Annotated in this window: 20 protein-coding genes and 3 pseudogenes; 7 read left to right on the top strand and 16 right to left on the bottom strand. The window is 62.4% G+C overall.

Features of this window, described 5'->3' with window-relative positions; genetic code table 11:
• Positions 1 to 95: 95 nt before the first annotated feature.
• The 7 genes from cckA to flgB all read right to left on the bottom strand — a co-directional run bounded on the left by cckA (position 96) and on the right by flgB (position 6,270).
• Entirely contained in the window at positions 96 to 2,660 is a 2,565-nt protein-coding gene (gene cckA, locus HCN58_RS17245; RefSeq protein ID WP_171580593.1) for a cell cycle histidine kinase CckA, read from the bottom strand.
• Between the two features lie 147 nt (positions 2,661 to 2,807).
• Positions 2,808 to 3,881: a flagellar biosynthesis protein FlhB gene (flhB, locus tag HCN58_RS17240; RefSeq protein WP_171580592.1), complete on the bottom strand. Its 1,074-nt coding sequence runs from the start codon at positions 3,879 to 3,881 to the stop codon at positions 2,808 to 2,810.
• Between the two features lie 10 nt (positions 3,882 to 3,891).
• Positions 3,892 to 4,662, bottom strand: a complete 771-nt coding sequence (gene fliR, locus HCN58_RS17235) for a flagellar biosynthetic protein FliR (protein ID WP_171580591.1) — start codon at positions 4,660 to 4,662, stop codon at positions 3,892 to 3,894.
• A 14-nt stretch (positions 4,663 to 4,676) separates the two neighbouring features.
• Positions 4,677 to 4,940, bottom strand: a complete 264-nt coding sequence (gene fliQ, locus HCN58_RS17230) for a flagellar biosynthesis protein FliQ (protein WP_057860162.1) — start codon at positions 4,938 to 4,940, stop codon at positions 4,677 to 4,679.
• A gap of 139 nt (positions 4,941 to 5,079) precedes the next feature.
• Positions 5,080 to 5,391 (bottom strand): flagellar hook-basal body complex protein FliE, encoded by a 312-nt coding sequence (fliE, locus tag HCN58_RS17225; RefSeq protein ID WP_171580590.1) that lies wholly within the window; start codon positions 5,389 to 5,391, stop codon positions 5,080 to 5,082.
• Positions 5,392 to 5,407: 16 nt separating this feature from the next.
• The gene (gene flgC / locus HCN58_RS17220; protein WP_171580589.1) at positions 5,408 to 5,833 is read right to left on the bottom strand and encodes a flagellar basal body rod protein FlgC; all 426 of its coding nucleotides are present in this window, start codon (positions 5,831 to 5,833) and stop codon (positions 5,408 to 5,410) included.
• A gap of 26 nt (positions 5,834 to 5,859) precedes the next feature.
• Complete coding sequence (gene flgB / locus HCN58_RS17215; RefSeq protein WP_171580588.1) at positions 5,860 to 6,270, bottom strand: flagellar basal body rod protein FlgB; 411 nt, start codon at positions 6,268 to 6,270, stop codon at positions 5,860 to 5,862.
• Positions 6,271 to 6,706: 436 nt separating this feature from the next.
• Between flgB and HCN58_RS17210 the strand changes: the two genes are divergently transcribed.
• From HCN58_RS17210 to HCN58_RS17195, 4 genes are all read left to right on the top strand, one after another.
• Positions 6,707 to 7,720, top strand: a complete 1,014-nt coding sequence (locus HCN58_RS17210) for a flagellar biosynthetic protein FliO (protein WP_171580587.1) — start codon at positions 6,707 to 6,709, stop codon at positions 7,718 to 7,720.
• Positions 7,717 to 8,472 (top strand): flagellar type III secretion system pore protein FliP, encoded by a 756-nt coding sequence (gene fliP, locus HCN58_RS17205; RefSeq protein ID WP_171580586.1) that lies wholly within the window; start codon positions 7,717 to 7,719, stop codon positions 8,470 to 8,472. The genes HCN58_RS17210 and fliP overlap by 4 nt, the downstream gene beginning before the upstream one ends.
• Positions 8,473 to 8,696: 224 nt before the next feature.
• Positions 8,697 to 9,680: a GGDEF domain-containing protein gene (locus tag HCN58_RS17200; RefSeq protein WP_171580837.1), complete on the top strand. Its 984-nt coding sequence runs from the start codon at positions 8,697 to 8,699 to the stop codon at positions 9,678 to 9,680.
• Between the two features lie 188 nt (positions 9,681 to 9,868).
• The gene (locus HCN58_RS17195; RefSeq protein ID WP_171580585.1) at positions 9,869 to 10,192 is read left to right on the top strand and encodes a copper-binding protein; all 324 of its coding nucleotides are present in this window, start codon (positions 9,869 to 9,871) and stop codon (positions 10,190 to 10,192) included.
• Positions 10,193 to 10,445: 253 nt separating this feature from the next.
• Here the strand turns inward: HCN58_RS17195 and HCN58_RS17190 are convergent, their stop codons facing one another.
• Positions 10,446 to 10,832: a hypothetical protein gene (locus tag HCN58_RS17190; RefSeq protein ID WP_171580584.1), complete on the bottom strand. Its 387-nt coding sequence runs from the start codon at positions 10,830 to 10,832 to the stop codon at positions 10,446 to 10,448.
• A gap of 568 nt (positions 10,833 to 11,400) precedes the next feature.
• Between HCN58_RS17190 and HCN58_RS37440 the strand changes: the two are divergent.
• Both HCN58_RS37440 and HCN58_RS35845 read left to right on the top strand, forming a co-directional pair.
• Positions 11,401 to 11,490: pseudogene (locus HCN58_RS37440) on the top strand (hypothetical protein); the annotation flags it as partial.
• A 139-nt stretch (positions 11,491 to 11,629) separates the two neighbouring features.
• Positions 11,630 to 12,411: pseudogene (locus tag HCN58_RS35845) on the top strand (FAD-binding oxidoreductase).
• A gap of 68 nt (positions 12,412 to 12,479) precedes the next feature.
• Here HCN58_RS35845 and HCN58_RS17175 read toward each other — a convergent pair.
• Together HCN58_RS17175 and HCN58_RS17170 are read right to left on the bottom strand one after the other, a co-directional pair.
• Positions 12,480 to 12,863, bottom strand: coding sequence for a DUF1488 family protein (locus HCN58_RS17175; protein ID WP_171580582.1), 384 nt, complete (start codon positions 12,861 to 12,863; stop codon positions 12,480 to 12,482).
• Positions 12,864 to 13,005: 142 nt separating this feature from the next.
• Positions 13,006 to 14,058, bottom strand: coding sequence for an enolase C-terminal domain-like protein (locus HCN58_RS17170; RefSeq protein WP_311966835.1), 1,053 nt, complete (start codon positions 14,056 to 14,058; stop codon positions 13,006 to 13,008).
• A 32-nt stretch (positions 14,059 to 14,090) separates the two neighbouring features.
• Here HCN58_RS17170 and HCN58_RS17165 point away from each other — a divergent pair, with 32 nt between their 5' ends.
• Positions 14,091 to 14,792: a TetR/AcrR family transcriptional regulator gene (locus tag HCN58_RS17165; protein WP_171580580.1), complete on the top strand. Its 702-nt coding sequence runs from the start codon at positions 14,091 to 14,093 to the stop codon at positions 14,790 to 14,792.
• A gap of 72 nt (positions 14,793 to 14,864) precedes the next feature.
• Here HCN58_RS17165 and HCN58_RS17160 read toward each other — a convergent pair whose 3' ends face one another.
• The 6 genes and pseudogenes from HCN58_RS17160 to HCN58_RS17140 form a co-directional block, all read right to left on the bottom strand.
• Positions 14,865 to 15,110 carry a hypothetical protein gene (locus HCN58_RS17160; RefSeq protein ID WP_171580579.1) on the bottom strand — a complete coding sequence of 82 codons (246 nt, stop codon included), beginning with the start codon at positions 15,108 to 15,110 and terminating at the stop codon, positions 14,865 to 14,867.
• Positions 15,111 to 15,154: 44 nt separating this feature from the next.
• Entirely contained in the window at positions 15,155 to 16,471 is a 1,317-nt protein-coding gene (locus tag HCN58_RS17155; protein ID WP_171580578.1) for a hypothetical protein, read from the bottom strand.
• 104 nt (positions 16,472 to 16,575) lie between these two features.
• A complete protein-coding gene (locus HCN58_RS17150; protein ID WP_235983677.1) occupies positions 16,576 to 17,772 on the bottom strand; it encodes a hypothetical protein in 1,197 nt (398 codons plus the stop codon).
• Positions 17,773 to 17,919: 147 nt separating this feature from the next.
• Positions 17,920 to 18,276: pseudogene (locus tag HCN58_RS37435) on the bottom strand (adenylate/guanylate cyclase domain-containing protein); the annotation flags it as partial.
• A gap of 92 nt (positions 18,277 to 18,368) precedes the next feature.
• Entirely contained in the window at positions 18,369 to 18,830 is a 462-nt protein-coding gene (locus HCN58_RS17145; RefSeq protein ID WP_171580576.1) for a hypothetical protein, read from the bottom strand.
• A 351-nt stretch (positions 18,831 to 19,181) separates the two neighbouring features.
• On the bottom strand, positions 19,182 to 22,955 hold the full coding sequence (locus HCN58_RS17140) for a tetratricopeptide repeat protein (RefSeq protein WP_171580575.1): 3,774 nt from the start codon (positions 22,953 to 22,955) through the stop codon (positions 19,182 to 19,184).
• Positions 22,956 to 23,226: the final 271 nt, after the last annotated feature.

The raw sequence follows: 23,226 nt of genomic DNA, 5'->3' as shown, positions 1-23,226 counted from the left end.
CTCCCGCCGCCCGGCAGAACATGCCGTTCCACCGGCGCGAGCACGACAAGCCCCGTGCGTTGCGCTCCCGGACATTGCCTGTCCGGGTCCGAAGCTCAGGACGCCGTCATGGTTTCCTTGACCTTTTCGACCAGCGCGCTGAGCGCGAACGGTTTTGGCAGGAAGGCGAACTGCTCGTTTTCCGGCAGGCTCTTGTCGAAGGCCTCTTCGGCGTAGCCGGAGACGAAGATGATCTTGAGGTTCGGATTGCGCTTACGCATTTCGCGCAACAGCGTCGGGCCATCCATTTCCGGCATCACGACGTCGGAGACGACGAGATCGACCGCGCCGTCCTTTTCGTCGAGCGCCTCCATCGCCTCGATGCCGTTGGAGGCCTCGATCACGCTGTAGCCGCGCGAACGCAGGCCGCGCGCATTCAGCGACCGCAAGCCGTCCTCGTCTTCCACCAGAAGGATGGTGCCCTGCCCGGTCAGGTCGGTCCGCGGCTTCGGCGGTTCGGCCGCAGCGTCCTTCGCGGCACCGTTCGTGACCTGCGCTTCGGGCTGGGCTTCCAGTTCGGGCCGGTGACGCGGCAGGAAGATACGGAAGGTGGTGCCCTGGCCCGGCATCGAGTCGACGTAAACGAAGCCGCCGGTCTGCTTAACGATGCCGTACACCGTCGAGAGGCCGAGTCCGGTGCCCTTGCCGACCTCCTTGGTCGAGAAGAATGGTTCGAAAATCTTGTCGACAATGTCGGCCGGGATTCCGGTACCGGTGTCGGAAATATCGATCCGCACGTAATCGGCGGCCGGCATGCCCTTGTGCGAGAGCTGCGCGGCTTCGTCTGCCGTCACATTGGCAGTCCTTACCGTCAGCTTGCCGCCATCGGGCATCGCATCGCGCGCGTTGACGGCGAGATTGACGACCACCTGTTCGAACTGGGAGACGTCGACCTTGACCGGCCAGAGATCGCGGCCGTGCACGAGGTCGAGCTTGACCTTCTCGCCGATCAACCGCCGCAGCAGCATGGTGAGGTCGGAAAGTGCGTCGCCGAGGTCAAGCACCTGCGGCCGCAGCGTCTGGCGGCGCGAGAACGCGAGCAGTTGCCGCACCAGCGTCGCCGCGCGGGTCGCGTTCTGCTTGATCTGCATGATGTCCTGGAACGACGGATCAGTCGGCTTGTGCGCGTTCAAGAGGAAGTCGTTCGCCATCATGATGGCTGACAGCACGTTGTTGAAGTCGTGCGCGATGCCGCCGGCGAGCTGGCCGACCATGTCCATCTTCTGCGACTGGTTGATCTGGTTTTCCAGCGTGCGCCGCTCGGTGGTCTCCAAGAGATAAACTATGGCGGCTTCGGTGTCGCGCTCGTCCTCCTCAACTGCGGTGACGAAGAACTGGCCCCAGCGCTCCTTGGCGCCGTCGAGCATGGCCTCGACGGGGGCGATGTCGCCCTGACCTTCGGCCGCCTGATTGATCGCCGCGATCAAAAGGCCGCGGTCGCGCGCGTTAACGGTGCGGAAGATCGACTTGTTGGCCGCACCATCCGGCCCCAGGCTCTGTGCTAGCTTGGCGAAGCGGGCGTTGGCGCGCACCACCGTGCCGCCGCGGTCCACCGTCGCAATCGCCATCGGCGTATGGTCGAAGAACCGCATGAAGCGAACTTCGGCGGCGCGCTCAGGGTCGGAATGCTCGTCGCGCGCGCGGCTGATCACGAGCGTACGCGACGACCCCGGCGAGCCGTCGGCGCCGAACGCGAGCTTGTGATAGAGCCGCACCGGCATGGGCTTGCCGCTGCGCATGCGCAGGTCGATGTCGAACACTTCGGTCTTGACTTCGCCAGGTACCGCCACGATCGAGGTCAGGAGCGAGGCGCCATCACCCGAGACGATATCGGTGAGCTTGAGCCCGCCCGAGCCGATCTCGGCGAGATCATAGTCGAGCCAGTTCGCCAGCGTGGCGTTGACATAGATGACGTCGCCGGCCGGATCGACAGAGAAGAAGCCGCATGGGGCGTGGTCGAGATATTCGATCGCGTGCTGCAGTTCCCGGAACACATCTTCCTGGCGCTCGCGGTCCCGCGTGATGTCGGCGATCGACCACACCGCGTATTTTGCTTCGCGCTTGCTCTGGCCGAGCGGGCGAACCCGCATCCGGAGCCAGCGGCCCTGCGCGCCGTCGGAGCCGGCGATGCGGACCTCCTCCTGCTGCCGCTTGCCTTCGCGGGCGGCCTTGAGCAGGCGGAACACGGCTTCGGAGACGTCGGGATTACCGATGAAGACGCGCTCGACCGGCCGCACGTCCTGCGCCGTGGCAGCTCCGGTCAGCGCCTGATATGCGGCGTTGGAATAGACAACGTGGCCTTTGGGATCGGTCACCGCCAGACCGTCATAGGCGTGGTCGGCGATGCGGCCCATTACGGGATCGTCGGCGGTGCGGTCGGTGAAGCGGACGATACCGGCGGCAAAGGCGAACAGATTGAACAGGCCGACCATGGCCAAAAGGGCCAGCACGCCGAGGATATAAGGCTGGGCCTGGGCGCGGCCGATGGTCATCAGCACCACCGCCACCGCGACGATGCCGGCGGCCACCAGCAACACCAGCACGATGCTACCGCCCCGCCGCGCCGGCTCGTGGGCCGCGAAGGGCTCGGTGGGCGGATGGCTGTCGGTTTCGGCGGTCATCTGAAAAGGCACTGCCCGTCGGCAAGGAGGTGACGCGCTGGTCCGCGCGCCGCTCCTGAGTGCCTGAATCGGACCGGCAAGCGCAAGTCCATCAGGCGGTTATTTGACAGGTTGAAGGCATTTCAAGGCAGTTTCCAGCGGTTCCCTTCACATTCTCCGGGCGGCAAGCCCGCGCTTCAGACCCATGACGTAGCCGATGATCTCGGCCACCGCGTGATAGTGCTCGACCGGAATCTCCTCGTCGATATCGACGGTGGCATAGAGCGCGCGCGCTAGCGGCACGTTCTCCACGATCGGAATGTCGTGCTTCTTGGCGATTTCCCGGATCTTGAACGCGATATTGTCGACGCCCTTGGCGACGCAGACCGGCGCCGACATGCCGCGATCGTAGGACAGCGCCACCGAATAGTGGGTCGGGTTGGTGATAACAACGCTGGCCTTGGGAACGGCGGCCATCATGCGCTTCTTCATTCGCTGCACCCGCAACTGCCGGATACGGCCCTTGATGTGGGGGTCACCTTCGGACTGCTTGAACTCGTCCTTGATCTCCTGCAGCGACATCTTCTGCCGCTGGTACCATTGCCGGTACTGGAAGAAGTAATCGGCGATCGCGACGGCCGCCAACATCGCCACCACCGCGCCCATCAACTGCAGTGTCAGATTGGTGGTAACATCGAGGATCGCCGAAGGATCGAACATCAGGAACGATTCCAGCCGATGACGCTCGGGCCAAAGCACTGCCATCATGACCGAGCCGAGCGCAATCAGCTTGAACAGGCCCTTGGCGAAATTCGCCACCGCCTGCTTGCCGAAGATGCGCTTCAGTCCCGCGCCGGGCGATATCTTGCTGAACTTCGGTTTCAGCGATTCCGACGACCACACCAGCCGGTGCTGGATCATGTTGCCGGCGATCGCGGCAAGCGCCAGCATCAGCAACGGCACGCCGATCACGCCGAGCACGGCATAGCCGAGCGTGTTGCCGAGCGCGAGCAGCGCCGCGCCATCGGTGCGAAGCTGGCCCGCATTGGCGATCAGGTTGCGCAGCGGCATCAGAATGCCGCCGCCGATCGATCCCGAGAATGCCGATAATATCAGCGTGCCGCCCGCGATGATGAACCAAGTGTTGACCTCCTGGCTCTTGGCGACGTCGCCCTTGGCAAGCGCATCGTCGAGACGTTTTTGCGTAGGGTCTTCTGTTTTGTCGTCGGTATCGTCGGCCACCCTGGCCTCCTCATTTCAGCGGCGTCAACTCGTGCATCACGCCGATGAAGTAATTGAGATAAGTCGCCATCATTCCGGCAAGCACGAGGGCGAAGATCAGAAAGCCCACCATGATCGACAGCGGCACGCCGACGAAATAGACCTGCATCGCCGGCATCAGCCGCGCCAGCACGCCAAGGCCGATATTGAAGACGAGGCCGAACACCAGGAAAGGCGCGGAGAGCTGTATGCCGATCTTGAATGCGGTCGCGAAGGCACGCGCGGCAAGCGCGGCCACATCGCCGCTCGGCATCAGCTCGCCCGGCGAGAAGATCCGGTAACTCTCGTTCAGCGCCGCGATGACGAGGTGATGGGTGTCGGTGGCAAACAGCAGCGTCATGCCGAGCATGGAGAGGAAATTGCCGATCAGCACACCCTGCTGCCCTTGCGTCGGATCGACGGCAGTAACGAAACCGAGGCCGAGCTGCTGGGCGATTACCGAGCCCGCCACCGCAAGCGCCGCCAGCGTCACGCGCGCCGTGGCGCCGAGCACGATGCCGATCGCAATCTCGTGCACCAGCAGCACCCCGAGCGCGGTCATCGAGGTCAGGTCGACCTGGTAGGCGGTGCGGTGCAGCGGCAGGATGATCAACGTCAACAGCAGCGCGATCGCGAGCTTGATGCGTACCGGGATATTGCTCTCGCCAAACCCCGGCAACAGCATCACCATGGCGCCCACGCGGGCGAACACCAGCATGAAGGTGGCGGCAAGGGCCGGCAGCAGCGATATGTCGACGCGCATTTATTCACAATGCATCAACCGCCTATGATTCGCGACGATATCCGCATCATGTGACCGTGCAGCGAATCGGCCATGAACGGCAGGGCAAGCAGCAGCGTGACGAAGATCGCGAGAATCTTCGGTACGAAGATCAGCGTCTGTTCCTGGATCTGGGTCAGCGCCTGGAACAGCGACACCACGACGCCGACCACCAGTCCAATCACCATCAAGGGCGACGACACCACCACGATGGTCCAGATCGCATCACGCGCCACGTCGAGGGTTTCAGCACCGGTCATTGCAAGCTTCCTTGTTCGAACTTTCGACTGTCATTGGGAGGAGCGAAGCGACGAAGCAATCCATCTTTCTGCGCTCGATGAATTGCTCACTGCGCTCGCAATGACGAAACTACCGCTCCGGGATGATTCCCAAGCGACGTCAGATCGGCATCTTCATGATATCTTCGTAGGACTGGATCACCCGGTCTCGCACCGATACCAGCGTCGAGACTGCGACGTCGGTTTCCGCGACCGCCGTCACCACATCCATGACGTTAGCTTTGCCCGCAGTCATCGCCATGGTCTGGGCGTCGGATTTCTTGCCGGCGTCCAGCACGCTTCCCACCGCGTCCTTGAGTAGTGCGCTGAAGGACGGGCCGCCGGTGGACTGGCTGCCCTTCTCTGCGCCGCCGGATTCCATGATGCGCGAAAGCGCGGCGTAGGCGTTTGCTGCAACGGTCGGTGAAGCCATTTTCTATGGTTCCTGTTCAGGCCTTGAGGATGTCGAGGGTGCGTTGAATCATGCGGCGCGTGGCGCTGATGATGTTGAGGTTGGCCTCATAGGACCGCTGCGCCTCGCGCATGTCGGTCATTTCGACCAGCGGGTTGACGTTCGGATATTTGACGTTACCGGCGGCGTCCGCTGCCGGATTGCTCGGCTCGTTCTTGACGCGAAACGCCGACTGGTCGGCCCTGATCTTGCCGAGCGTCACCACCCGGGCGTCGAGCGTGCGGTCGAGCACCGACGAAAATGTCGGCACCTTGCGGCGGTAGGGATCGCCGCCTGCGCTCGGCGCGGTCGAGTCCGCATTGGCGATGTTTTCCGAGATCACCCGCATCCGCCCCGCCTGCGCGCGCAGGCCGGAGGTCGCGATGCTCATCGAGCGGGCGAAATCGCTTCCATCATCTGCCATGATTCGGTCCTCCTAATCGGGGCGCGTCAGCGCTTTCCGATCGCGGTTTTCAGCAGGCCGAGGCTGCGGGTGTAGAGCGAAGTGGCCGCCGCGTAATCCATCTGGTTGGCCGAGACCTTCAGCATCTGGTCTTCCAGATTGACCGAGTTGCCGGCAGGCTTGGTCAAGAAGCCGCTCCTGCCGCCGTCACCCCTGAAGCTCTGCCCACCACCGGAGACGCCGATATGGGTGGCGCTGGTGCGCATCATGGTGAGGGAGTCTATCGCGCCGCCGATATTCGCGCCGTTGTTGGCGAACTTCGGCTCGACAAGGTCGCTCGGCCTGAAATTCGGGGTGTTGGCATTGGATACGTTTTCGGCGAGCACGCGCTGGCGTTCCTGGTGCCACTGCATCTTGGTACGCAGCGCCGACAGGATCGGAAGATCATTGATGGCCATCGAGCTGTTCCCCGTTAACCTCTTGGCAGACGCCCCGAGGTAGGCAGAATTTGCCCGGTGTATGGTTAACGGCTGGTTAAAATCGCTCGCGGCGACCTCGGAGATCGGCAAATGTCCGGCTGCTGCGACGAAACGAGCGCATTTTCGCCACGAAAACTGCGTTAACCAGCAGCCACCAACGCGGCTTAGGGCGCTCAGAAGTCGTTTTGGCTCAAACGATTCTTGGTCTATTAATTAACGGGGCGGCGGCGTTCGCCGCGGGGAATTAAGAAATAAGGCTGATCTCGGGCGTGATTCGCCGTCTGCGGATCGCTTCCGGAGCATGATCTGGGTGGCGGGAATCATGTTCCCGGGGAACATGCTTGGACAGGAAGACCTAAGACCGCACTCGTCGAAGCCAGCATCAAGAGAACGGCCCGTGGCCGGGGACTAAAGAATGCAGACACTGACATTCCTCTTCGCATTCATCGCCGTTCTGGCGCTGATCGGCGTGGCCGCATGGCTGGTTCGCCGCTTCGCCAATAACCGCCTCGGCGCCAACACCCAGCGCGGGCGGATGCCGCGGCTCGCCGTGATCGACGCCGCCGCCGTGGACGGCCGCCGGCGTCTCGTGCTGGTACGGCGTGACAATGTCGAACATCTCCTGATGATCGGCGGTCCGAGCGACATCGTGGTCGAACCCAACATCGTGCGCGCAATGCCCAATCGCGATCAGATGGCGCCGCGCCCGGCCGTCGGCGAGCAGCCGCCGCGGATTGCGCCGCTTCCCGATACGGCCTGGAGCGATGAGGCGGCAAGATCCGATTTGCGATCGACGGACGCCTTCGAGCACGCCGAACCGCAAATGCCGGAGCCGCCGCCGCGCCCCGCACGTCCCTCCTTCGCAGACGATCTCCGCCGGCCCGCGCCGCCGCCGATGCCGGAGCGTCGCAGCGATCCATTGACAGGCTTTGCGCCGGAATCGATCAGCGGTCGTCCCGAACCGGCCCCGCCGCGCCTGACCCGCAACGAACCGCTGATACCGCGGCCCCAGCGCGAATTGCCCAAGGTACCGCGTGAGGCACCGCCAGTCCGTGAGGCGCCGCCGATCCGCGAGGCAGCGTCGGTCCGCGACGTACCGCCCGTGCGTGAGGCTCCTGTAGCCCGCGAGACGCCGGTTCGCGCACCCGAGCGCGCCGCCGCACCTCCGCCCCCGCCTGCCCCCGCGCCGTCGAGCGCCGACCAGAATCTCGCCGAGATGGCGCAGCGGCTTGAAGCCGCCTTGCGCAGACCGGCCGAGCCGGTGGCACCGCCGGTTGCACCGGAAACGCCGCCCGCTCCCCGTAACTCTAATTCTCGCAGCGAGTCTCCCGCCCCCACGCCTCCTGCACCCGCTCCGCAGAAGAGCGGCTTCGAAAATCTCGAAGACGAGATGGCGTCATTGCTGGGCCGTCCGAAGAACCCTTCGTGAGGCCGGCGACTTCTCCGCGTAGAGTTTTATTCTTCTTAATCCTGACCGTCGCCGGGTCGCTCGCCGATCCGGCGCTGGCGCAGGACATCAGCATCAATCTCGGCCAGGGCGGCGGCGGGGTGACCGAGCGCGCGATCCAGTTGATCGCGCTGCTGACGGTGCTGTCGATCGCGCCCTCGATCCTGATCATGATGACGTCGTTCACGCGGATCGTCGTCGTGCTGTCGCTGCTGCGCACCGCGCTGGGCACCGCGACCGCCCCGCCCAACTCCGTGATCATTGCGCTTGCGATGTTCCTGACCGCATTCGTGATGGGCCCGGTGCTGCAGAGATCCTATGACGACGGCATCAAGCCCCTAGTCGCCAATCAGATCGGGGTCGAGGAAGCGCTGCAAAAGGCCTCTGTGCCGCTCCGCGGCTTCATGCAGAAGAATGTCCGCGAAAAGGATCTAAAGCTGTTCGTGGACCTTTCCGGCGAGCCGCCACCGGCGACGCCGGAAGACCTGTCGCTGCGGATTCTGGTCCCGGCCTTCATGATCTCCGAATTGAAACGCGCGTTCGAAATCGGCTTCCTGCTGTTCCTCCCTTTCCTGATCATCGATCTCGTGGTCGCATCCGTGCTGATGTCCATGGGTATGATGATGCTGCCGCCGGTCGTGGTGTCGCTACCTTTTAAGTTAATCTTTTTCGTACTGGTGGACGGCTGGTCACTGGTGGCGGGTAGCTTGGTGCAGAGCTACGGCGGCAGCTAGCTGACGGCCGATTCCAGAGGTCCCGACCAAATAGGTCAACATTCATTACGTATTTGCTGCGGAGTTTCCCAGGGAATTTAAGCTGAGATTAGTTCCTTCGTGCACAATGGATGCCAGGGAACAGACCTACCAAACGCATCACCGGATCAGAAATGGCAGGCCAGCCGATCGGCGACATGGATGTCGAATACGCCACGACAATTGCCGACCGGGCTATGCGGTTGATGTCGCAGCAATCGGTCCCTCCGACTCCGACCAATTTCGCCGTTTGGTTCGAATATTCCCTGGGCAGCTCGCTGGCGCTGCGAAAGACGATCGACATTCTGGTCGCGGGCAGGCGCAAGTTCGACCCGGCTATCAACCACGAATTGTATATTACCTATGTGGCGCCGCAGTCTGGCGTCGACCCGCTGGGCGACCTTCCCGATCAGTTGAGCGGCCTGATCGCCACTGCCCAGCAATTCCTCAACGCCGCCGTCACCGACAATCGCACCCATATCAAGGCGCTCGGCGAAGTGTCCTCCGAAGCCGCTATCACCAGCGATCCCCGAACGATCATTGCGAAGCTGGTGGACGAATTGTCAAAGGCGACGGCGCGAGCCGCAACGCTGGAGGCAAACTTCGCCGCCACCTCGGAGGAACTCGACAGCATCCGCGACTCGCTCAAGGCGGCCGAGCAACGCTCCAACACCGATGCGCTGACCGGGCTCGCCAACCGGCACTCGATGGATGAATTTCTTCGCCTCGCCCAGATCGCGGCGATGGAAAAGGACGAGCCGCTCAGCGTCTTCCTCATAGACATCGATCATTTCAAGAAATTCAACGACGATTATGGCCATCAGGTCGGTGATCAGGTGCTTCGGCTGGTCGCCAAGGTCTTGCAGGAAGGGGTTCGCGAAGTCGATCTCGCCGCCCGCTACGGCGGCGAGGAATTGATCGCGGTGCTTCCGGGAGCCGATCTGCAGGCTTGCACAGCCGTCGCCGAGCGCATTCGCCGCCGCATCGCCGAAGCACGCCTGACGCGTCGCGCGACGGGCAAGGAAATCGGCAGCATCACCGTTTCAATCGGGGTGGCCCAATTCCGCCTCGCCGAATCCGCGGAAGCCATGGTCGAGCGCTGCGACCGCGGGCTTTATCAAGCCAAGCGGCTCGGCCGCAACCGCACGGTGACGGAAACCGAGCTCGAGCCCGAGGCCGGCGCGGCCTAAAATTTTTTCCGTTCCGATTCATCACAACCGGCCATCGCCTTCGTTGCGCGGGCCCGCCGCGGCTTCGCTCGGCGAGCCGTCGTTGCCCTAATGTGCTCCGAGAAGGAAAAGCCGCAATGCCGCTCCGGCGTGGAACTAAAGCCACAATCCCGGCTTATGGTAGACGCCCTACAGCCGGGAGTGTTTCCATGAAAATCGCAGGGATGATTATGGCTGCCGCCGCGGCCCTCAGCATCGCCGGGACGTCGGCTCTTGCCCAGCAAACGCGAACCGGGATGGTGACCAAAATAGATCGGATCAGCGGCACCATCTCGATCAAGGATATGCCGGAAGGCACCACAGGGGCGAACGCCGGCGCCGCGACCGAGGAATTCAAGATTCAGGATGGTGCGCGGCTAAACGCGCTGCACGCCGGCGACAGAGTCAGCTTCGCCGTGAGCGAAACGCCGGGAACCAAGACCATCACGAAAATCGAAAAGGCGGACGCCGTCACCAAGATCGAGAAGAAGTGAGGCATTGCCGAAGCGCCATCCGCCTCGTGATGTCTGTTTCGATCGAAAAAAGGTGAGGCCCGGAGTGCCGAGGACCCCGGGCCTCTAACCAGAATTACCCCCTCCGGTGCAAGGGGCCGCTCGGTATGGAATTCACTTTAGGGCAACCCGCCCGCCTCGCCTCGATCTGCCGCAAACGCTGGCACGATTCGACTCCTGGCAAGCACTTTGCGCTGCTCCAAGAAAACCGCTGCCCCCTCTTTCGGATCATGTATTAGCCCGGCGGCGCCCGCTCAAGCGACGCGCGGATTTCGGCAACCGTCTCATCGCAATATTCGTTCAGTTTCTCGAATCTTTGCTGCAGCGCCCGAAATTTTCCGGCACTTTTCGCCGGCCCTTCCCGGTCGATATTGAATGTGTCGGCAGGCGATGGACGGGACGCCGCAGCTTCTGCGGCTGCCAGCGCTGCTCGCATCGATGTATCGTGACCATTGGTGGAAGACATTTTGCACGCCTCACAAATGTAGGATCCGGCCCGATTCGATCCCGGATAGATTTCGTGTGGTAGCGCGCTGGTGCCCCCACTTTGCACTGCGCAGTGTGTTGTTTGGATGCCCGGTCGGGGCCGATTTGGTGGCAAAAGATCGACACCGACGGTCAATTCGCCGCTAACCTCGTAGTCTTACGGAGTCAATTATCCACGATTAAGATGCAATCAAGAGCCACTCTCGCTGGTACTTTCATTTTTTGCTCAGTGCTTGATATGCCCGTTCCGCATTCAGAGACCGGTCTGCCGCCGCGCTGCGAGATTTGCGGCGTGGGCACCGTCAGGATCGGAAAGCTGCCCCGGATCGGATTGCGCCCACTCGTCTACGTCTACAAGTGCGACGCCTGCAACCAGATCACGTCGATTGAGCCGGAGCGGCGGGAAAAAAGCGAACCATCGTCGCTGAAGGTGACACGTCGGCCACAATCATACCGGCACGGATCACGATAGCCTTCAAAAACGCTAGTCCCCTCGCCGGACCGGGTTTCTTGCCGGTCATGCCGCATGTAAAGCTTCAGCCAAACTCCGCGTAAGGAAGAGGCAGGGGCATGTCCGAGGACTTCGTCGACGAACTGCACAACGCGCTCGGCTAGGGCGCGGTGCTATCAGGCAATGACATCGACGCGCGCTATCACCACGAGCTCGCCGGCAATCCGGTGCTCGGGTCGAGCAGGACGGCCTGATGTTTCCGCTCGACCTCGGCGCGCGCGGCAGTTGCACCATCCGCGGCAACATCTCGAACGATGCCGGCGGCAACCGCGTCATCCGCTACGGCATGACGCGTGACCTGATTCTCGGCCTCGAGGTCACCGCCGACGGCACCGTTCTGAAGGGCCTGCGCAAATACATCAAGAACAACACCGGCAGATTTAAAGCAGCTTTTCATCGGCAGCGAAGGCATCCTCGGCATCGTGACGAGTGCCGCGCTACGCGTCTTTCCGGCGCCGGCGGAGCGGCAGGTGGCGCTGTGCGCCCTGCCCTCGTTCGGACAGGTCACGACATTCCTGAAGCTGGCGCGGCAAAGTCTCGGCGGCGAATTGACCGCATTCGAGGTGATGTGGAATGCCTACTACCGCCTCACCGTCGAGCGCGTGAAGGGCGTGGCCGGACCGCTGCCGACCCATCATCCGTTCTGTATTCTGCTGGAGGCCTCCGGCGGCGATCCCGAGCGCATTCATGCCGATCTCGAGAAACTGCTCGATACGGCTATGGGAGACAACCTGATCCTCGACGCCACGATTTCGACCTCGCATGCATCCGCCGCCGCGATCTGGCGCATCCGCGATTCCAGCATCGAACTGCGCCGCACCTTCCCTCACACCGCTCGCGTCGGCTTCGATGTCAGCCTCGCCGTCGACCGGATGGAGGAATATGTCGACACGATCGGAGCACGTATCAGGGCGATTGACCCGCAAGCGTTCGCCATCGTATTCGGCCATGCCGGCGACGGCAATCTGCATGTCAACTGCATCACGAGCACACGCCAGACAAGCACGATGAATTCGAGAAGCTCGTCTACGACATCACCGGCGAATTCGGCGGCTCGATCTCGGCCGAACACGGCATCGGCATCCTGAAGCGGCCCTACCTTAAAATGAGCCGCACCGAAGAGGAAATCGAAACCATGCGCACGCTCAAGCGCGCGCTCGACCCGAAGAACATTCTCAACCCTGGGCGAATTTTTACGACGTGAAGGGGCGATTGCCCCTCATTCTCAGAAAGTCATGCAGCCGTTATCGAGGCCGACGGAAGGACGCCGCGTTACTGTGCCGCGCTTGCCGGCCTGGTTTCGGCAATGATCCGCAGCGAAGCGGCCTGGTCCGCGTCGGCCTCCGAGCCGGTCCCGATCGGGTCTACCGATGATACCGACAATTTCTGAATGTGCTTGGTGAAGATCCTGACGATCTGGCCCTTCACGCACGGCCCCTTGTCGAAAATATCCGATGCGATGCTCTCGACAGTATCCCTCAACGACAAGAACTGCGCCTGTCTTGCCATGCTCTCCGTACCCTTGACGCCTCCAAGTTCGTCCATCGCGGCGTCGCTGATCTGGCACTCGACCGTATCCGCGTCGTTCAGCATGGTGAACCTGAACGCCAAGCGATCGTTGTCGTGTCCTATGATTCGGTCCCGGGTCAGTGGCATCGGACGGCCGTCTTGGGCGGTTGGCTATAGACGATTGCAAGAGGCGCCAGAGAGACGCTGAAGCCTTCGCTAGTGGGCCAACTCGTCAAAAATTGGGCTGCAGCACGTCGAAGCTGGGATCACCGCTAAGACAGGACGTTTGCTACAGATCGACCTGGTGGGCGGCAACAGCGTCCTCATCCCACGCGATTCCAACTCCGGGCACGTCCGGAATGTGCAGCAAGCCATTCCTTAATTCGAAAGGCTTTTGCAGAATGGGGTCCGCCCAGTCTTGCCATTCGAGCCAGTGAGCCGTTTCTGTCGCTCGCATCGCGTGTGCGGCCACCTCGGGATAAAGATGCGTGGACATGGGTGTGCCGGCCGCACCAGCGATCGCGGCCGCCCTCAGCCATCCTGTAACGCCGCCGATGCGCATAAAGTCCGGCATCACAAGATCGCATGCCCGCATCTGCAGCGCCTTGTGAAGATCGCGCGGTCCGTAGAAGTTTTCGCCTATCTGCAGCGGTGTCTTCAGTTCGGCGGCAAGCCGCGCGTATCCGTCGAAATTGTCATACAGAATCGGCTCCTCGATCCACGCCAGCCCAAAATCATCGATGGCATGGCACCGCTCGAGAGCCTCGGCGAAATTCAGTCCCTGGTTGAAGTCGGCCATCAGGTGCACTTCGTCACCGACTGCCTTACGAATAGCCTCCAGCGCGGCGGTATCGTCCCGCAGCCGGTTTCGCCCAAGCCGCAGCTTGATGCCTTCAAAACCGCCTTCGTCCCGAATTTCAAGCGCTTCGGCCCCGGCGGCCTCGGGATCAACGAGCCATAGTCCATTGCTGTTGTATGACCTAACCGGCCCGACCGAACCGCCGAGCAGCACACAAAGCGGCTGCTGCGCGGCCTTCGCCAAGGCGTCCCATGCGGCCATATCAAGGCCGGAGGCCGCGATCATCGACAGTCCCTCATAGCCGACAAAATGAAGCGACTTCCTCGCAGCATCGAACAGCTCGAGCGGCGCTACACGCCGGCCCTTGAGCATCGTCCCAAGATCGTGCAGCGCCGGGACCAGGTAACGCATCGACTTGACGACATAGGGCTCCAGATAGCTGCGGCCGACAATGCCCTCCTCAGTCTCCAAGTCTATCAGCACGAGCGGCCATTCGGATATCGTAGCGATTCGCACCACGACCGGCCGCCTGAGTTTGAGCACGACAGCGCGCGCTCTGATGCCCCTCAGCTTCAATGTCGCTCCCTGCACGACAGCCCTCCGGAGTCGACGGCTGGCGGAATTGCCAGGCCGGCGGATTTAAGCAGGCCGCAATCGGGTGTAGTTTCACTGTACGGTATACATTCGTTGGGATTGTCCTCATGCCCAGGTCCGCCGAAGCGACGCGACAACGCATTCTCGACGCGGCTTACGTATTATTTCGCCGTCGCGGCTATAGCCGGGTGAGCATGGACGAGATTGCTTCAGCCGCAGCCATCACCAAACGAACGCTCTACAATCATTTCGAAAGTAAGGACCAACTGCTCGCCGCAGTTCTCAAGGCGCAGCATGCCCTGGCGTTGGCGGCCTTCAAAACCTTCGGCGACGCGCTTTCAGGCTCTCCGGAAGCGATCGTTGACGAGCTGTTTCGCGAACTAGCTGTCTGGGCGGACAGGCCGCGTTGGGCGGGATCTGGATTTACGCGGCTCGTCATCGAGCTTGCGGACTTGCCAGGACACCCGGCGCGCGTCATCGCGCGCCGGCATAAGGCTGTGCTCGAAGCTCAATTCGCAGATCGCTTGAGAAAGGCTGGCGCTCGACAGCCGAGAGAACTGGCGCGTGAAATATGGCTGCTGTCGGAGGGCGCAATCTCCCTGATCCTGGTTCATGGCGACCGCAAATACGCAGCGGCAGCAGCTGTCGCAGCGAAAAGGTTACTCGCGGCCCGGAGCGGCTAGATCGTGGTCACACGAAATCAGGCGGGCCGAGAGCAGTCGTTTTCGTACGCGACTCGGCGGAGCCGGGCCACTTCATACCTTTCCCTTCCAGATCAGCCATCGGTAGATGCCGAACAGATTGATGAGCGTCACCACGACGTTTTGCACCATCAGCGCATACTCCGCAGTTAGATAGCCGACGACGATCCAGATTATCGATGCTGCGGCGAGCACCACGAAGGCCCAGCCGGTAATTCGTGGCCGCGCCCGGGCAGCCAGGATCAGCCCGGCGCCGATCGTGCCGGCGGTCGCCACCCAGCGCAGGATTTCATCCATCACGTTCGCGCTCCGCAGAAAGCCACGAACGTCGCCCCACCATTTGCCTATACGGGCGCAGTCGTGGGCAAGCCAGCGGGCTGAAACTTTTCCTCCTCGTGCGCTGACCACCACTCCGCCACGGCTCCGGCGACCCGGTCCCACAGCGGCGTCGGAAGATCGGGCACCGCGATCCTGACCACGTGGCGATTGCGTGCAGTATCGCGGAACCACTCCGCTGCGCCGAAATCGAAGCCGAAACTCCCCGCATGCCGCAACGGCAATCCGGCTCTTCTCAGGTCGTCGCACAAATCCGCCGCCATTTGCTTCGTCTGCTTCTCGTCGAGCACTCGCTTCGGCGCCAGTGTGACATAGAGACCGTGCGCGAAATGCAGCTCCGCCGACGAGCCGGCGAGCCCGGATGCAAAACAGCGCGCCGTCCGCCTGCTGTTGCGCAAAATGGCGGCCATTCGCCTGTCAGTGAGAGCCCGATACGCTTTCGTTCCGACATAGGGCGGGAAATGCGCAGGCACGGCCGCGCCGCCAAACAGTCGCACGGCATTGCGCATTTCGCTGGCGAGGTCCTCCAGCCGTTCCTGCTTGGCCGAGGCGACGTGCTTTTCACAGGCGACGAAAACCGCCGAGCCGAGCCGGCCGTACTCCACCCCGAGGGAGTCGAGCTTGGTATGGCTACGCACCAGCGCGATCGGGACTTCCCAACGTCGCGCCCAGTTCACAACCCGTCGAATCCGCCCTGAGCCGGTCGAGAAGCAGGTCGTGTCGAAAATGACGAGATCGAGGCGCGGCCTTGCGCAATGGAGGGTCGCCTCGAATGCAGCGGCGGGCGTGCATGAATCGAACAGAAGAATTCGCGGTTGGCCGGCACCAGGGGCGACCTCGTCGGGAGAGCTTTTCAGCGGGACTAGGTGAAACTGACGTGCATGATTTTCGATCAGCTCCAGGGTCTCACCATAGGCACTGGGCAAAGCCAGGATGTCCGCCTCAGACACCAAGCGTGCGAAGGCCAGCAGCAGTGCCGATATTGCCGCCATCCCCGAGGACGTATAGATGGTCTGGTTCGCCGATGTCGAATGGTCGAACTGGTAGAAGGATGGGCCGCGTACTTCGAGGTCTGCGCGCTGATAGTCGTAGCTGAACTCGAACGGCCCGGCGCGCAGCCGGCCCGGATGTGCCCAAGCCGTTTCCGTAAGCGCCCAATCGTGTAGCGCATGATCGGCCTTCAGGGCGGCGGCGATGTGAAATTTGTGCTCAATCACCTCGGCCACAGAGGTCGGACGCCGCAGCGCCAAAGGGGTGCCGAGGAAATCGTTCAGCAACGTGATTTCCTCATATTTCCTGTCGAGATAAGCCTCAAATGTTTCCATGGCTGGCTTCGATCGGCCCTGCGTTGCGATAACGTGTCGGGAAGGCATTGGGTCCACGCCATAGGACGTGCTTGGGGCTCGCATTTGGCCCCTTCAACGCAGCTTCAACCCTTCCAGCCGGCCTTGCGCAAACCCTCGACCAGATGGGCGTGGTCTTCCGGCCGAAACCACGGAACTCTGTTGCGAACATACATATCGAAGGCCGCCGGTGCGTGGGAAACGGCCAGCTCCAATGCTTCGTTCGCGCCCGCCGTGCGCCCAAGCTGGCCCAGCGCCGCTGCGAACCAGCGGTAGATCATCGGAAAATCGGGATACGACCGCAACAGCCGCTTCGAGGCCTCAAGCGAAGCCTCGTATTCGCCGCAGAAATATAGACCGCACGCAATGTGCAATAAACGTACTGCCAGATAGGGATCGCGCGGATCGAGCCTGATACACTTTTCGAGAGCCGTAATTCCCTCCTTCGGCCGTCCCGCGAAGATCAGCGTCGCGCCTCGGTGGCCGTGCGCGATCGCCAGGTTGGGACTCATGGCGAGAGCTCGCTCGATCTCCGCCAACGCACCCTCTGCCTCGCCGCGGGAATGCAAGGCCCAGCCGAGGCATGAACGGGCTTCCGCATCAGCCCCATCGAGAGCGACCGCTCGGCGGGCCAAGCCTTCGGCCGAACGTTGCGCCTCTGCCAGCTCCAGGGTTTGGTAAATTGCGGCCGCTTGCAGCTGATACAGTGCGAGCGCGCTGTAGCCGCCGGCAAAATTCGGGTCGTGATCGATTGCCTGCCTGAAAAATTCCGCTGCCCTCGGATCATCATCCGCGGTGGCTTTGCTCAGATGCCACAGACCGCGCTGATAGGCCGCCCAGGCATCAAGGCTCCCCGGCGGCTTGCGCATGGCACGACGCAGCTCGGCATCTGCAATCGCGGGGGCCAGCGCGGTGGTCAGTGCTTCGGTGAGTTCGTCCTGCACAGCAAAAATATCGGCGAGATCGCGGTCGTAGCGCTCCGCCCAGACGTGATTGCTGGTTTCCGCCTCTATCAGTTGCGCGGTGACGCGGATGCGATTACCCGCCTTGCGCACGCTACCTTCGAGCACATAGCGCACGCCTAGCTCGCGCCCGGCCTGTCTCACGTCGACCGTTCGCCCCTTGTAAGTGAACGACGAATTCCGGGCGATAACGAACAGCGAGGGATAGCGCGATAACGCCGTGATCACATCCTCGACAATACCGTCGGAAACGAACTCTTGTTCGGGATCGCCGCTCATGTTGGTGAATGGCAGCACGGCGACGGATGGCTTGTCGGGCAATGCGAGCGCCGGAGCCTCAGCCTTGGGCGTCGGAAGCCGCCGGCCGGGATTGACGATGATGCGATAAACGTGGACAGGCCGGGCAATATTCTTCAGCTTTTGCTCGCCCGCATCCTCGACGTCGAAAGCTACCTTGTCGCGCGCGTGATTGAGAACCGTCTGAGAGATGCAGATGCCGCCGGGCTCGGCGATCCCCTCAAGTCGCGCCGCGATGTTGACGCCGTCGCCAAAGAGGTCGCGGCCTTCGATCATGACGTCCCCAAGATTGACCCCGACGCGAAACTCAATTCGTTTCTCCTGCGGCACGTCTGCATTGCGTTCGACCATGCCCTGCTGGACCTCGATCGCGCAACGCACTGCATCCACGACGCTTGGAAACTCAGCTAGAATTCCATCACCGGTGGTTTTCACGATGCGGCCGCGATGCTGCTTGTTCTTCGGATCGATCAGCTCGCTGCGGAGCTGCTTGAGGCGCGCCAGCGTGCCCTCCTCGTCCGCACCCATCAGCTGACTGTAGCCGGCAATATCGGCGGCGAAAATAGCGGCGAGCTTGCGTTTGGTCTGATCTGAGGCCACTGGAGCAGGCCTCCCAAGCGCTATTCAGAGATTCCGGCAAAGGTGTTTCGAGTGCAGGCTGGGGCCTGCGCGTCCGGGCTGATATTCATCGAATATCTGTGACCGTCCTGACAGCTGACGCTCCAGTTATCGAATCCGGATTCACTGCCTTGGTAGGTGCTCCGAACAACAACATCACAAGCCAACTTTTTATTTTTCAGAACGGAGGTCCAAAAAGCGCGATGCTTGGCCCGATCCATTTCAAGTATCTTCGTAGTCGTTTGGTTAGCGGCGTGGGCCACCTTGAAAGACCCCGGAGCTACGGCCTCCGATCGCACGACGGTTGATGTAGCGGCGCTCGCGTTCTTCAAATACTGGTCAGCATCCATAACAAACCAGATAACCGGCGATATGAAGATGAAGCTCGCGGCAGTCGCGAAGAAAAAGATACGTGATCGTTTCAGCATGTTTTTCGTCCCGGAGTTCGAGACATCGATAGCCATCGCGGCGTCGCGCGACCGCAGAAACCTGAGGAAATTAATGCACTTCGCGAGTCAGCCAATAGCTGCGATTTAGCACGCATCTCCGCGTCGCAAAAAAGAGGAAGGTGGGGCTGACTGATAACCTAGGGGACCGCGTCAGCTCGGCTCGAAAGTTGCGTGCAATTACGGCGACTCGGGGCGCCGAGATGGTAACCGGCATCCATTATCTGGATGTCAAATTCGGTCACACGCGAACCGATCGATGACCCAAGCATGATCCGGTCGGCGGCAAATTCAATTCACGAATTATGAACGCGTGGAGGTTTAGCGCAACCGCTGCGGCTCTCACCGGAGGTGCAGGCTTGGTTTCCGTTACCTCGCCGCGCTGGCGCTCTTGCCGATAATCGCAGGGAGCGCGCCGGTGTGGACCGGCTCGCCCCTGGAGATTTCCGGCGATAGCGGCGCGCGGGCGGTGGCATCCGGGAAACGGATCTTCATTTCGCGGATAAAGCCGTCGAGCGTGTCGACGCTGGCGGCCATCTTGGCAATCAAAGCGAATTCGGTGCTGTTGGACGCAGCCGGCTTGCTCGCGGTCTCGAACGCGAACCGGTCGGCCTCGCCGGTCATCAGGGGCGCGTATTTCTCGCGAAAACGAGCCAGGCCGATCGCATCCTCGGCCAGCGCATAGCCGACCACGGCGCGGATCACGTCACTCTTCTCGGCGGCGTTCAGCGGTTTGAAATCGCGCCAGCGGTCGGCGTAGTATAGTTCAATCTGTTCGGAAGCCTCCCGCCACTGCCGCGACGCCCAATAGATGTCGGAGCGCAGCCGGATCGCTTCGCGGCCGGTGATGTTGGAGATGATGTCGAGCGCGAGGTCGTGGCGACCGACATCGCTCTGGGCCCGTGCCTCCAGGAGTAGCCGCTGCTGCCGTAATTCGCCGGAAAGATCAGCGATCCGCGTCAGGCGCAGCGCCGTAATCGCCCGGTCCGGCTTGCGGTTGGCCAGGTAGACCATAGCCAGCCGGGCCGCCACCTGCGCGCGCGCGGCGCCCTCGAGGCGTTTGTCGACCTGGTATTGCAACAGTTCGGCGGCCTGGTCGAGCAGGTCGACGGCTGCCAGCCGGTCCGCGAGGCGCCGGATCATTTCATCGCCGCGCCGGCCGATCGGCGTCAATTCGCGATACTCATAGAACATGGCGAGCGCATCGATCGGCTTCATGTCGTCGGCCTTTTGGCCGAGATAAAGTTCGATGAACAGCGCGGACGCGACATCCTGACCCTGCCGCGACAGTTCGGAGTTGGGCTGCAGCTTCGTCGCGGTCTTGGCGGCGGCGAGCGCCTCGGCATAGCGGCCGTTTTCGCCGTAGATCTGGGTCAGCTTGTTCAGCGCCTTTAACTCGATCTCGTCGCCACGCCAGATGACCGACAATGTCTCCATTTCGCGCATCAATTCGGTCCGGCCGACTTCACCGCGCCGGTACCGCAGCAGAGCCTCCAGCAGCCTCGCCTCCGCAGACGCCTGCCGGTCGCGGGACTGCGCCGCAAACCTGTAGGCGTCGAGCGCGTCCTTTTCGTGTCCCAGCGCCTCGGCGAGGCGCCCGCGCAGCACCGCCATTTCGGGCTTCATCTCGTTTGGAATACCGATCACCTCGAGTTCGCTGCGCCGCCGCGAGGCACTGGCATAATCCTTCACCTCGAGCGAAGCCCGCATTGCGTCTGCCGTAACGATGCGCTGCAGTTCCGGCGGCAGCGCGGCGATCGAGAATTCGGCGTTCTTGAACTTTTCACGCGCATCCGCCCATTTTTCCTGACGGGCGAACGCGAACCCTTTCCACAATTGGGAATCGTAGCCGTTGCCGACCGCCGGATTGGCAAGATCTTTCAGCGCGTGCTCGGGATGGCCGATCAGGATGCTGGCCACCGCATGCACCATCAGCACGGCGGCATCTTCGTTCCCTGGGACGGTCTCGGAGAGGATGAGGTTGGTCACCCCTCTCGCCTCCTGATACATGCCGCGCGACATGTAGAAGTTCGCAAGTTCGAGGCGGGCGTGCGTCTTTTGCTCGTGCCCCGCGGCGGCCGCGGCCTTGGTCAGCGCATCCAGCCGGGCAAGAAACTTTTCTTCCCGGTTCTTGCGCCATTCATCGGCGTCGAACAGCGGCCTCACTGCCGCGGTGGCGCGTTCGACCGCGACGTCGGCGGACGACAGCGTCAATCCGCCGGGCCGGCCGAGCATCACCTTGTCGGCGCCGACCTCGGCGGTGATATCGTCGGAGTTCGGATGCACCACCACGCCATGCACGGATTCCAGCAGCGACAGTTCGACGAAATCCTGGCGCTTGATGAGGCCGCGGGTCGGTGGCGGCGCGGTCACGACCCACAGCGTATCGCCTGCGTCGGGATCGACCAGCCGGTGCATCGCGCCGGGATTGGCCAGCGGCACGGTGAGATTGGCGAGCGCGGGATCGGTAATGTTCCGCAGCACCATCAGCGGGAGCGGCGGCGTCTGGCCGCGGTCGGCGAAAGTCAGCGTCCACTCGGCGCCGTTGGCGCGGCCTTCGCTGTCGAGCGAAGGGATCTGCGGCCGGTTGAGGCGGATACGGATGGCTTGGCCCTTTTCCAGCGGCAGCCGGCTGACATCGCCGATGATGGCCCCACCCTTGCTACGAATCGGTTCGATATCGACCGGCTTGGTCTGATCGAACACCAGCCACACCGTGTCGGCACGGCGGAACAGCGCAGCCGGGGTCGGCGCGGCAAAGGAGAACGTCACGCGCAGTCCGTCGCTGTCACGCCTCGCCTCAACGCTTGGCGTCTTGTCCTTGGCACCACTTTCCGGCGACGGACTGGACGCTGCCGGCGCGGCCTTCGTCGGCGGCTCCGCGGAGGGCTGAGCCTGCTTGGGAGCCACGGGCTTTGGCGCTCCCGCGGCGGCCTGAATCGGTTCGGCGGGCTGCGCCGCTTTCGCAGCTTCCGCCGGAGACGACGTTTGTTCCGGTGCAGCAGCCATCTTCTCGGTCGCGGGAATTGCGTTGCCATTGACCGGAGACGCCTTTTCGATGGCAGGGATTGCGGCCTGCGCAGCGGCTGGTGCTTCGTTCACCTGCGCGGGCTTGATTTCGATCCTGGCCTGTTCGGCAATCATCTCCGAAGTAACTGGCGGAATCTCGGCCGGCTGCTGCGGTGGCGGCGATTCCTTCAGCGCCTCGTCGCGCGAAATTCGCGAGGCGGGTCCCGGCTTGGCCGGCACGACCGGTTTGGCTGCATGCGTTTCGGCCAGAGTGGGCTTTTCAACCTGCTGGAAGGCGACGTCGATCACATAGTTCTTTTCCTCGCGGAACGAATGCACGTCGACCTCGCCGATCAGCACGATGTCGACGGCGGACGAGTCGACGTCGGCCCGCTGGTTGATCGAGGCGATGTTCGGCGGCGCCGCCACCTTAGCATCCGCCAGGTCGAAATTGAGCACGCTGTTGAACTGCAGCGTCAGCTTCTGATCGTTCAGCACCGACGAGACGTTGACGCCCTCGGGCATTTCGAACACGAAGCGGACGAAGGTCGGCTGCACCGACGCGCGGACACGCACCGGCGGCTTCTTTTTCGCGGATGCGACCGCAAGCTGCGCGCGAAGCGCGCGCTCGGCGGCCCGCGCCCGCTCCGCCAGTTCGCGAACGACCGCGGCAGGAAGCGCGGGCGGCGGACCGGTCCAATTATCAGGCAGGAAATCGACGAAAATCCGCTCCCCCGCCGTCATGGTGTTGACGGTTGCCCGCCGCGCCAGCGATAGCCGGATCGCCGTGCCGTCTGGATCGCGCCGCGCCGAGCCGACATAATCGGGGACGGCATCCGACAATTTGTCGACGGGAATATCCACCGGGCGCTTGAAGTGGATGATAATGATCGAACCCGCGGTCGAAACGTCGGATTCGACGTCCTCGGCCAGCTTCAATACCAGGCGCGCGAAGCCGCCTCCGGACGTGAAGGTGGCCTCCCCCCTCACGGGATCATCGGCCCGGCAGGGCTGCGAAATAGCGAACCCGGCGAGCAACAGGACAACAGCGAGCGGCCAGCCAAGGCAAAGCCGGGCCATCCGCGCCAAAGCGCGGCCCTGCGATCCAGTTCCAGCGGCAGCCGTTTGCCCCATCCCGGAAATCTCGTGGCCTCAATGATTCTGCGGCGAAGCGCTCTCGCCTGCGGTTTTGAATCTTGAATTGGCCGACTTAAGGCTTTGTTAACGTCAACTCATTGATTTCGCTGAAGGCGCCGGCGCGGACCCAGGCGGAGCGTCGCACATTGGGATGCGTCTCTTTTCGGCCTCATCCCGCGGACAGTCGCGGGGCTCGCGGCTGCAGTAATCGTGATCACACTGCCCCACGCCCATGATCAGAATCATTATCGCGCGATGAATGGAACCA

It is taken from the genome of Bradyrhizobium australiense (assembly GCF_013114825.1).
Taxonomy (GTDB): Bacteria; Pseudomonadota; Alphaproteobacteria; order Rhizobiales; family Xanthobacteraceae; genus Bradyrhizobium; species Bradyrhizobium australiense.
This window is presented reverse-complemented; position numbering and strand designations above follow the sequence as displayed.

What these genes read in the sequence shown, in the direction of transcription:
- cckA (WP_171580593.1), bottom strand. Translation starts at nt 2,660, where the DNA reads ATGACCGCCGAAACCGACAGCCATCCGCCCACCGAGCCCTTCGCGGCC.
- fliE (WP_171580590.1), bottom strand. Translation starts at nt 5,391, where the DNA reads ATGGCTTCACCGACCGTTGCAGCAAACGCCTACGCCGCGCTTTCGCGC.
- flgC (WP_171580589.1), bottom strand. Translation starts at nt 5,833, where the DNA reads ATGGCAGATGATGGAAGCGATTTCGCCCGCTCGATGAGCATCGCGACC.
- HCN58_RS17200 (WP_171580837.1), top strand. Translation starts at nt 8,697, where the DNA reads ATGTCGCAGCAATCGGTCCCTCCGACTCCGACCAATTTCGCCGTTTGG.
- HCN58_RS17145 (WP_171580576.1), bottom strand. Translation starts at nt 18,830, where the DNA reads ATGGCTATCGATGTCTCGAACTCCGGGACGAAAAACATGCTGAAACGA.
- fliQ (WP_057860162.1), bottom strand. Translation starts at nt 4,940, where the DNA reads ATGACCGGTGCTGAAACCCTCGACGTGGCGCGTGATGCGATCTGGACC.
- HCN58_RS17195 (WP_171580585.1), top strand. Translation starts at nt 9,869, where the DNA reads ATGAAAATCGCAGGGATGATTATGGCTGCCGCCGCGGCCCTCAGCATC.
- HCN58_RS17165 (WP_171580580.1), top strand. Translation starts at nt 14,091, where the DNA reads ATGTCGCTCCCTGCACGACAGCCCTCCGGAGTCGACGGCTGGCGGAAT.
- flgB (WP_171580588.1), bottom strand. Translation starts at nt 6,270, where the DNA reads ATGGCCATCAATGATCTTCCGATCCTGTCGGCGCTGCGTACCAAGATG.
- HCN58_RS17155 (WP_171580578.1), bottom strand. Translation starts at nt 16,471, where the DNA reads ATGGAAACATTTGAGGCTTATCTCGACAGGAAATATGAGGAAATCACG.
- HCN58_RS17175 (WP_171580582.1), bottom strand. Translation starts at nt 12,863, where the DNA reads ATGCCACTGACCCGGGACCGAATCATAGGACACGACAACGATCGCTTG.
- fliR (WP_171580591.1), bottom strand. Translation starts at nt 4,662, where the DNA reads ATGCGCGTCGACATATCGCTGCTGCCGGCCCTTGCCGCCACCTTCATG.
- HCN58_RS17210 (WP_171580587.1), top strand. Translation starts at nt 6,707, where the DNA reads ATGCAGACACTGACATTCCTCTTCGCATTCATCGCCGTTCTGGCGCTG.
- HCN58_RS17140 (WP_171580575.1), bottom strand. Translation starts at nt 22,955, where the DNA reads ATGGGGCAAACGGCTGCCGCTGGAACTGGATCGCAGGGCCGCGCTTTG.